Source organism: Streptomyces laculatispora, from assembly GCF_017353455.1.
GTDB lineage: Bacteria > Actinomycetota > Actinomycetes > Streptomycetales > Streptomycetaceae > Streptomyces > Streptomyces laculatispora.
Genome location: NZ_JAFMPZ010000119.1, coordinates 1 through 9,705, shown reverse-complemented (window position 1 = coordinate 9,705; position 9,705 = coordinate 1). Strand labels below are relative to the sequence as shown.

The following is a 9,705-nucleotide window of genomic DNA, read 5'->3' as shown; positions in this document are numbered from 1 at the left end:
GGCGCGGGCGGGGCGGGTTACGTTCGCCGGCCCTCCGTACACACCGTGCGTACGTGACCGACGACGGACCGTGCGCGAAGGCGGGGCACGTCGCCCGGAACGTCTCCCCGATCGCCCCGCGCCCCGCTGACCAGCGCACTGACCACCGGATATGCAGGTGAGACGGACCCCAAACCCCTGGTATTGTTTTCTTTGTCGCCGCGGGAGACTGCGGCTGATCACCCAGTCCGGGTGGCGGAATGGCAGACGCGCTAGCTTGAGGTGCTAGTGCCCTTTATCGGGCGTGGGGGTTCAAGTCCCCCCTCGGACACCAGTAAAAACCCCAGTTCATCTGGGGTTTTTCTGTTTCTCAGGCTGTGGCGCGACCAATCACGTGACCAGCAGCAGAGTAAATCCCCAGGTCAGGCCAGGGAGGACAGGCTGAGGCCCGCTCCGGAGGCGGCCAGCCGGCGCTAGCTCCGTCCATGCGTGAGTGCGTACGGTGGCGGCCGGGGGAACCCGGCTCGACCCCGACGTCACCATGCAACTGCTCAACCGGCGGCACGCCGGAAGCCTGATCGACCGTCACGCCCCGCGAGCGTGAGGTCCTGGCGCTGATGGCGGAGGGCCGCAGCAACGCCGCCATCGGCGGACAGCTGGTGATCGGCGACCGGGCCGTGGGAAAAACACATCACCGGCATCTTCGGCACACTCGAACTCGCCGACACTCCGTCCGACCACCGCCGCATACTCGCGGTGCTGGCCCATCTCCGCGAGCAGTGACGGCGCGGCCGTCCATCCCCGCCGCTGACCGCTGACCGTCCGCCCCGTCCCGCAGCCGTGCGCGGGTGAATCAGGCCGCCCGGTCACCCACCCCACCGTAGCCCGTCCCGCATCACGATCCGGTCTCGGAGATCGAGGAGGGGCTTGTTTTCGGCCATGTAATCGATTCCAATCATCCGTGTAATCGATTCCACGGCCCTGGCTGCTGGTTTCGAGGCGCACGGAAACCACAAGGAGGTGGTCCCGGAAATGGCGAGCATCAAGGATGTCGCGGCCCAGGCAGGAGTCTCTGTCGCCACGGTCTCCCGTGTCCTCAACAGCCATCCCTCCGTCAGCCCGGACGCGCGCAGACGCGTCCTCGCAGCCGTCGAAGCCCTCGGCTACCGGCCCAACACCCTCGCCCGCTCGCTGCGCACCGATCAGACCCGCACACTCGGTCTCGTCATCAGCGACGTGCTCAACCCGTACTTCACCGCCCTGGCCCGCTCCGTCGAGGAGGAGGCCCGGGCCCTCGGCTACAGCGTGATCATCGGCAACGCCGACGAGCAGCCCGAGCAGCAGGATCACCACGTCCGTACACTCCTGGACCGCAGGATCGACGGGCTCCTCGTCTCGCCGGCCGACGGCGACTCCCCGCTGCTCCACGACGTCGCACGCGCCGGCACCCCGATGGTCTTCGTGGACCGCTGGATGCCGGGTGTGGACGTCCCCGTCGTACGCGCCGACGGTCACCGGGCCATCCAGGACCTGGTCGCCCACCTGTACGCGCTCGGCCACCGCAGGCTCGCCATCATCGCCGGGCCCGCGGCCACCACCACCGGCAACGAGCGTGTCGAGGCCTTCCGGGCCGCGATGAGCGCGCACGGCCTCGCGCTGCCGGACGCCTACACCGGCCAGGGCGACTTCCAGGCGGCCAGCGGCAGACGCGCCACCGAGCAGTTCCTCGCCCTGCCCCAGCCTCCCGAGATCGTGTTCGCGGCCGACAACCTCATGGCCCTCGGTGCCCTGGACGCCATCCGCGCCCACGGCCTGCGCGTTCCCGAGGACATCGGGCTCGCGGCCTTCGACGACATCCCCTGGTTCGTCCACACGGGACCGCCGATCACCGCGATCGCCCAGCCCACCGGCGAACTGGGCCGCGCGGCCGTACGCGCGCTGGTCGACATCGTCGAGGGCAGGCCCCCGCAGTCCGTCACCCTGCCCGCCCGTCTCGTCGTGCGCGGCTCCTGCGGCGAGCGCACCGGCGAGCCGCCCCTGCCCGTATCCGGCCCGAGGAGCAACGCGTGAGCGAGTCAGTCGAGTTGCTGCGCATCGAAGGCGTTCGCAAGACCTTCCCCGGCGTGGTCGCCCTGGACAGCGTCGACTTCGATCTGCGCGGCGGTGAGGTGCACGTCCTGCTCGGCGAGAACGGCGCGGGCAAGAGCACGCTCATCAAGATGCTCTCCGGCGCCTACCGCCCGGACAGCGGCCGGATCTTCGCCCGGGGACAGGAAGTCCGCATCCACGGTGCGCAGGACGCCGAGAAGCTCGGGATCGCCACGATCTACCAGGAGTTCAACCTGGTCCCCGATCTCACGGTCGCGGAGAACATCTTTCTCGGCCGCCAGCCGCGCCGCTACGGACTGATCGACCGGCGCCGCATGGAAGCCGACGCCGAGGTGCTGCTGCACCGCGTCGGTCTGCATGTCTCGCCCCGGGCGAAGATCCGTGAACTGGGCATCGCCCGGCTCCAGATGGTCGAGATCGCCAAGGCCCTCAGCCTGGAGGCGCGCGTCCTGATCATGGACGAGCCGACCGCGGTCCTCACCTCCGAGGAGGTCGACAAGCTCTTCCGGATCGTGCGCCGGCTGCGCGAGGACGGCGTCGGGATCGTCTTCATCACCCACCACCTGGACGAGATCGCCGCCCTCGGCGACCGCGTCACCGTCCTGCGCGACGGCCGCAGCATCGACCAGGTGCCCGCCTCGACCCCCGAGGCGGAACTCGTCCAGCTGATGGTGGGACGCAGCATCGACCAGCAGTACCCCCGGGAACGCGCCGACGCCGGGGAGCCGTTGCTGTCCGTGCGCGGGCTCACCCGCGACGGCGTCTTCCACGACATCAGCTTCGAGGTGCGGGCCGGTGAGGTGGTCGGCCTCGCCGGACTCGTCGGGGCCGGCCGCACCGAGGTCGCCCGTGCCGTCTTCGGCGCCGACCCGTACGACACGGGAACGGTCGATGTGCGCGGCGAGCGGCTCGGCAAGCACGACGTCACCGCCGCCATGAGCGCCGGGATCGGCCTCGTCCCCGAGGACAGAAAGGGACAGGGCCTGGTGCTCGACGCCTCCGTGCAGGAGAACCTCGGCCTGGTCACCCTGCGGTCGGCGAGCCGCTCCGGACTCGTGGACCTCAAGGGCCAGCGCACGGCTGCCGCCCGGATCGCCGACCAGCTCGGCGTACGGATGGCGGGCCTCGGCCAGCACGTCCGCACCCTCTCCGGCGGCAACCAGCAGAAGGTCGTCATCGGCAAGTGGCTGCTCGCGGACACCCGGGTGCTGATCCTCGACGAGCCGACCCGGGGCATCGACGTGGGCGCCAAGGTCGAGATCTACCAGCTCATCAACGAGCTGACCGCCTCCGGCCACGCCGTACTCATGATCTCCAGCGATCTGCCGGAGGTCCTGGGCATGAGCGACCGGGTGCTGGTCATGGCCCAGGGACGCATCGCCGGTGAACTCGCCGCCGACCGCGCCACCCAGGACGCCGTGATGGCCCTCGCCGTCAGCTCCGCCCCCGCGACCGAACCCACCGAGAACGACGAGGAGAGCCACCGTGGCCACTGACACCCATCCGAGCAAGGCGGGCGCGGGAGCCGCCGGACCGAGCCTGCGCCGCCTGCTGCTCGACAACGGAGCCCTCACCGCGCTGGTCGTCCTGCTGGTGGCGATGTCGCTGCTCTCGGGCGACTTCCTCACCACCCAGAACCTGCTGAACGTCGGTGTGCAGGCCGCCGTCACCGCGATCCTCGCGTTCGGCGTCACCTTCGTGATCGTCTCCGCCGGCATCGACCTCTCCGTCGGCTCGGTCGCCGCGCTCTCCGCGACGGTCCTCGCCTGGTCGGCGACGTCAGCGGGCATGCCCGTCGTCCTCGCGGTCCTCCTCGCCGTCGCCACCGGCATCGCCTGCGGCTTCGTCAACGGCGCCCTCGTCGCGTACGGGAAGCTGCCCTCGTTCATCGCGACGCTGGCCATGCTGTCGATCGCGCGCGGTCTGTCCCTGGTGATCTCCCAGGGCAGCCCGATCGCGTTCCCCGACTCCGTCTCCGTACTCGGCGACACGCTCGGCGGCTGGCTGCCCGTACCGGTCCTCGTCATGATCGCCATGGGGCTGATCACGGCCCTCGTCCTCGCCCGTACCTACCTCGGCCGCTCCATGTACGCGATCGGCGGCAACGAGGAGGCCGCCCGGCTCTCCGGACTGCGCGTCAAGAAGCAGAAACTGGCCATCTACGCGCTGTCCGGTCTCTTCGCCGCCGTCGCGGGTATCGTCCTCGCCTCCCGTCTGACCTCCGCCCAGCCGCAGGCCGCGCAGGGGTACGAACTCGACGCGATCGCCGCAGTCGTCATCGGCGGTGCCAGCCTCGCGGGCGGCGTCGGCAAGGCCTCCGGCACCCTGATCGGCGCGCTGATCCTCGCCGTGCTGCGCAACGGCCTCAACCTCATGTCCGTGTCCGCCTTCTGGCAGCAGGTCGTCATTGGTGTCGTCATCGCCCTCGCGGTGCTGCTCGACACGCTGCGCCGCAAGGCCGGTTCGGGGGCGGCGTCCGCCGGCGGCTCCTCCGGCGCGCCGGGTTCACCGGGACCGGGTCGAAGGGGAGCGATGAAGGCCGGTCTCGCACTGGTCTGCGTGGCGGCCGTCATCGCCGCCGTGACGTTCTTCAACTCCGGTTCCTCCGGAGGCAAGACCAGGATCGGCATGTCCCTCTCCACGCTCAACAACCCCTTCTTCGTCCAGATGAAGGCGGGCGCGCAGGAGCAGGCCAAGGCGGACGGGGTCGACCTGACCGTCACCGATGCCCAGAACGACGCCTCGCAGCAGGCCAACCAACTGGAGAACTTCACCAGTTCCGGGGTGGACTCGATCATCGTCAACCCGGTGGACTCCGACGCGGTCGGACCGGGCGTCCGCAGTGCCAACCAGGCCGACATCCCGGTGATCGCCGCGGACCGGGGCGTCAACAAGGCGGACACGGCGACACTCGTCGCCTCCGACAACGTGGCCGGCGGCAAGCTCGCCGCCAAGGCCCTCGCCGACAAGCTCGGCGGCAAGGGCAGCATCGTGGTCCTGCAGGGAACCGCGGGCACCTCCGCCAGCCGCGAGCGCGGAGCGGGCTTCGCCGCAGGCATCAAGGCGTACCCGGGGATCAAGGTCGTGGCCACCCAGCCGGCCGACTTCGACCGCACCAAGGGCCTGGACGTCATGACCAACCTCCTCCAGGGCCACCCCGGCATCACCGGTGTCTTCGCCGAGAACGACGAGATGGCGCTCGGCGCGGTCAAAGCGCTCGGCAGCAAGGCCGGAAAGTCGGTCTCCGTGGTCGGCTTCGACGGCACACCGGACGGTCTGAAGGCGGTCGGCGCGGGCACGCTGTACGCGTCGGTCGCCCAGCAGCCGAAGGAGCTCGGGAAGATCGCCGTACAGAACGCGGTCCGGGCGGCCGAGGACAAGAAGGTCGCCGGCACGGTGAAGGTGCCGGTCAAGGTCGTCACCCGGCAGAACGTCGCCGACTTCTCCTGACGACAGGGCGTCTCCTGGCCAGGCGCCCTGTCCTGGCCGGGCGGTTCCACCTGATCACGCCGCCCCTCCCGAACACGCAGTCCACGGAAGGCAGTAGCAACAGATGTACGAGAACGAGGACTCCGGTCCCGCCCGGTTCGACCTCCTGGTCGTCGGCTCGGCCAACGCCGACCTGGTCGTCGGCGTCGACCGGCGCCCGGCACCGGGGGAGACGGTGCTCGGCTCCGACCTGGCCGTCCACCCCGGCGGCAAGGGCGCCAACCAGGCGGTCGCCGCCGCGCGCCTCGGAGCCCGTACGGCGCTGCTGGCCCGCGTCGGCGACGATGCCCACGGCCGGCTGCTGCTGGAATCGCAGCGGTCGGCGGGCGTCGACACCACCGGAGTCCTCGTCGGCGGAGCGCCCACGGGCGTCGCCCTGATCACCGTCGACCCGTCGGGCGACAACAGCATCGTCGTCTCGCCGGGCGCCAATGCCCGCCTCACTCCCGAGGACATCCGGGCGGCGGGCCCGTTGCTCGCCGCCTCCCGGGTCGTCTCCGTCCAACTGGAGATCCCCCTGGACACGGTCGCCGAGACGGCCCGCGCCCTTCCCTCCGGAACCCGCCTCGTCCTCAACCCGTCCCCGCCGGCACCGCTTCCCGCCGAAGTGCTGGCGGCCTGCGACCCCTTGGTGCTCAACGAGCACGAGGCCCGCTCCATCCTGGGCCGGGACGCGGGCACCACCCCCGAGTCCTGGGCACAGGCGCTCACCGCGCTCGGCCCCCGCTCGGTGGTGATCACCCTGGGCGCCGGGGGCGCGCTGGCTGCCGACACCCGTACCGGCGACTTCGTACGAGTACCGAGCCCGACGGTCGACGCGGTGGACACGACGGGCGCGGGCGACGCGTTCACGGCGGCCCTGGCCTGGCGGCTCGGCCTGGGGGAGGAGCTCCCCGAGGCGGCGGCCTTCGCCGTCAGGGTCGGCGCGGCCGCCGTCACCAAGGAGGGCGCGCAGGTGTCGTTCCCCACCGCGGAAGAGGTCTCCGCACTGTGAAGAAGTCAGGCATCCTCAACCGTCACCTCGCGGGAGCCCTGGCCGAGCTGGGCCACGGCGACGGCGTCCTGATCTGCGACGTCGGCATGCCCATCCCTCCGGGCCCCCGCATCGTCGACCTCGCCTTCCGCGCGGGCGTCCCGTCGTTCGCCCAGGTGCTGGACGGCCTGCTGGACGAACTGGTGGTGGAGGGCGCGACGGCGGCCGAGGAGATCCGGGAGGCCAACCCGGAGGCGGCCCGGCTCCTGACCGAACGCCTCCCGGACCTCACCCACGTCTCCCACGACGCACTCAAGGGGCTCACGGCGGATGCCCGCCTGGTGGTGCGCACGGGCGAGGCGCGGCCGTACGCGAATGTGCTGCTGAGGTGCGGGGTCTTCTTCTGACGGCCGGTGCGCCGTGCGTCGACCGCCGACGCGCGGCGCTCCTGCCCACTGAGCAGGGCCGGGCTCCGCGCGGTCAGCGCGCCGGCACGACGCCGTGGCCCGTGACATCCACGAGTACGCGGCACTACTCCGCGGAGCGGGCATCGAACTCGTGCGGCCAGCCCGGCCGCGTCGCTGTTCTGACCGCGCAGCAGATCCACCGACGCCTGCGCGAACCGGTCCGCGAGGCCGGTCCGTGCCGCCGCGTCCAACTCCTGACGCAGCCGCGTCACGGACATGAGGGCCCGCCTGCGCTGACCGGGTCCGGCACGCAGCATCTCCCGGTAGGTACCGCACGGCGCGGCGTCGGCCAGCAGCGGCTCCAGCCGCTCGGCCAGGGCCCGTCCCGCCTCCGCGGCATCCCGGGCCGCGGAAGCCTGCCCAGGTGCTCGTCCACCAGTTCCCGGTGCAACGGTGCCCAGGCCGCCCGTATGGCCTCCACGGCCCGCTCGTGGTCGTCCGCCACCGCCCCGGCGGCGTCGCTGAGAAGCGGGACCGGCAGCCCCGGGGACCCGTGCCTTTCTGGTCCCGGCAAGCTGGGCGGCCCCGGGACGGCCGGGGCCGCGCACCGGCTACCGCCCCGACGCCACCAGCGGGTAGTGATCGGAGAGGTTCGTGTACGTGTAGTCCGTCCCCCAGCTCGACACCGTCCACGGCGCGCTCTCCTCCTTCACCACCTCGTTCGTCCACCTCGCCGGCTTCGCGTGCCCCGTGCGGTGCAGGACGTGGTCGAGGTCCTCGCGGGGGTCGTCGGGGTAGCGTTCGGCGGCGATCGAGTTGTCCTGCGTGTCGAACGAGTAGGGGTGCCCGGTGCGAGTGTCCGCCCCGGTCAGCCCGGCGTTCGAGAGCATGGAGGCGTACTCGGGGGAGTGGGTGTCCACGTTGAAGTCGCCCGCCACGACGACCTGTTCCGAGGCGGGGATGTTCTTCGCGTCGAGGAACGCGTCGATCTGGCGGAACTGGAGAGCCCGGATTCCGGCCGCCTCGCCCGATGCGCAGCCCGGGTCGGTCGACTGGGTGTGGGTGCCCACCACGTGCACCTTCGCACCGTTGACGTTCAACTCGGCATAGGCGAAGCCCTTGTTGGACCACCAGTCACTGCCGCAGGCGTCCTTGTAGATGTACTGCTCCTGGCGCAGGACCGGCCACTTGCTCAGGATCGTGACACCGCCGTCCTCGGGTGTGGCGGACGAGTAGGCCCCGCCGGTGGCGTCCCAGCCGCTCTTGCTCCGGCCCACCACCGGTGTGTGGTAGGGGTATTGGGCGGAGGCGTTGCGCGTCAGGGCGTCCGAGGCGGAGTTGTCGAACGCCTCCTCCAGCACGACGACGTCATTGCCCCGGAAGAAGCCGGCCTTCGGTATCTCGGCCGCCCGGTGCGCCTGCCCCCAGTTCGGGTAGAGGTTCGTGCTCATCAGGAACGTGTTGTACGTGAGCACCCGCAGCGGCGGGGCGTCGGCGGCCGTTGCCTGTGGTGCGGCGGCCACCAGTGCGGCGGCGGTGAGCGTGGCGGACAGGGTCGCGCCGGAGATACGGCGGAGCGCGGAGTGCGGCACGGGGTGCTCCTGATTCTGCTGCTGCATGGGGGCGGGTGAATCCTGACACCCATGAAAGCAGGGGGAGTTACCCGCGGGTAGACGGCAGGTGCCGGGAGCACCGCCCCCGGCCGTCCATCAGGTGCCCGTCACTCCCGGACACCTCACCGGCTGCTCCGTCACTTCCTCTCGGCGTACACGATGAGGTTGTCCACGGGGTGCCCCGCTGCGTCGAACGAACCGTCGCAGGTGATCAGCCGCAGCGCACGGGCCTCGGTGCGTCCGTATACCCGCGCGGTCGGGAACGCCTTCTTGCTCGCCGTCTCCCGGTCGGTGACCTTGAAGTGGATCTCGGTGCCCCGGTCGTCGCGGACGGCGATGTCCGCGCCCTTGGCGATCTTCTTGAGGTCGTGGAACACGGCCCGGCCGTAGCGGGTGTCGTTGTGGCCGATCAGTACGGCGGGGCCCGGCTGGCCGGGTACGGAGCCGCCGGTGTACCAGCCGACCGTCATGCCCTTGTCGGCGGGCGGCACCTCGACCGTGCGGTCGGGGTTGAGCCCGAGGCGCATGACCGCGCTGTTGATCCCGAGGGAGGGGATGGAGACGTGGACGGGCGGCGAGGCGGACTTCCCGGAAGCGGAAGCGGAAGCGGTTCCCGGGCCGGGTGCGGGAGTTCCGGTCGTGGCGGCCGAATCCGTGTTCCGGGCCGCGGCCGAGGGCTTCGGCGGGGAGGAGTCGGAGCAGCCGGTCAGCGAGGTCAGTGCGGTCAGCGCGAGGCAGGTGTACACCGGCAGTGCGGTGCGCCGGAGGAACTGGGGCGTGCGGGACATGAGGACAGACTCCAGAAGAGATCGGCCGACGGCAGTGGCGCCGCCCTGATGCAGGACGGCGCCACTGCCGGCTTGTCGGCTGAGGGGTGGTCAGCCGTTGCGGCGGCCGGTGGAGCGGCGGCGCAGGACGACCGTTCCAGCACCCGCGACCAGGAGGGCCGCCACGGCGGAACCCATCACCGCGGCGGTGTTGTCACCGGACGTGCCGGCCGGGCGCTCACCCGCGGCGACTCCGCCGCGCGGCACGGTCGCCGGCCGGACCGCGGGTGCGGTCCTGTCGCCTGCGGCCACGCCGCCGCGCGGCGCGTCCGACGGGACGACGGAGGGGGCCGCGGAGGGGGCCTCGG

8 protein-coding genes, 1 tRNA gene and 1 pseudogene are annotated in these 9,705 nt (G+C 71.3%); 7 read left to right on the top strand and 3 right to left on the bottom strand.

Features of this window, described 5'->3' with window-relative positions; genetic code table 11:
- The first annotated feature begins 225 nt into the window (after window positions 1-225).
- The 7 genes from J1C73_RS07240 to rbsD all read left to right on the top strand — a co-directional run bounded on the left by J1C73_RS07240 (window position 226) and on the right by rbsD (window position 6,957).
- Window positions 226-313: transfer RNA gene (locus tag J1C73_RS07240), tRNA-Leu, on the top strand.
- Between the two features lie 283 nt (window positions 314-596).
- A complete protein-coding gene (locus tag J1C73_RS35635; RefSeq protein WP_307797623.1) occupies window positions 597-797 on the top strand; it encodes a hypothetical protein in 201 nt (66 codons plus the stop codon).
- Between the two features lie 214 nt (window positions 798-1,011).
- Window positions 1,012-2,049 carry a LacI family DNA-binding transcriptional regulator gene (locus J1C73_RS07230; RefSeq protein WP_207315611.1) on the top strand — a complete coding sequence of 346 codons (1,038 nt, stop codon included), beginning with the start codon at window positions 1,012-1,014 and terminating at the stop codon, window positions 2,047-2,049.
- A complete protein-coding gene (locus tag J1C73_RS07225) occupies window positions 2,046-3,584 on the top strand; it encodes a sugar ABC transporter ATP-binding protein (RefSeq protein ID WP_207315610.1) in 1,539 nt (512 codons plus the stop codon). Before J1C73_RS07230 ends, J1C73_RS07225 begins: the two co-directional genes overlap by 4 nt.
- A complete protein-coding gene (locus J1C73_RS07220; RefSeq protein WP_207315609.1) occupies window positions 3,574-5,538 on the top strand; it encodes an ABC transporter permease/substrate-binding protein in 1,965 nt (654 codons plus the stop codon). Before J1C73_RS07225 ends, J1C73_RS07220 begins: the two co-directional genes overlap by 11 nt.
- Window positions 5,539-5,641: 103 nt before the next feature.
- On the top strand, window positions 5,642-6,571 hold the full coding sequence (locus J1C73_RS07215) for a ribokinase (RefSeq protein WP_207315608.1): 930 nt from the start codon (window positions 5,642-5,644) through the stop codon (window positions 6,569-6,571).
- A complete protein-coding gene (rbsD, locus tag J1C73_RS07210; RefSeq protein ID WP_207315607.1) occupies window positions 6,568-6,957 on the top strand; it encodes a D-ribose pyranase in 390 nt (129 codons plus the stop codon). Before J1C73_RS07215 ends, rbsD begins: the two co-directional genes overlap by 4 nt.
- A gap of 611 nt (window positions 6,958-7,568) precedes the next feature.
- Here rbsD and sph read toward each other — a convergent pair.
- The 3 genes and pseudogenes from sph to J1C73_RS07195 form a co-directional block, all read right to left on the bottom strand.
- A complete protein-coding gene (sph, locus tag J1C73_RS07205; RefSeq protein ID WP_207315612.1) occupies window positions 7,569-8,549 on the bottom strand; it encodes a sphingomyelin phosphodiesterase in 981 nt (326 codons plus the stop codon).
- Window positions 8,550-8,707: 158 nt separating this feature from the next.
- A complete protein-coding gene (locus J1C73_RS07200; protein WP_207315606.1) occupies window positions 8,708-9,358 on the bottom strand; it encodes a class F sortase in 651 nt (216 codons plus the stop codon).
- A gap of 90 nt (window positions 9,359-9,448) precedes the next feature.
- Window positions 9,449-9,705 (bottom strand): annotated as a pseudogene (locus J1C73_RS07195) (sortase-dependent protein); the annotation flags it as partial.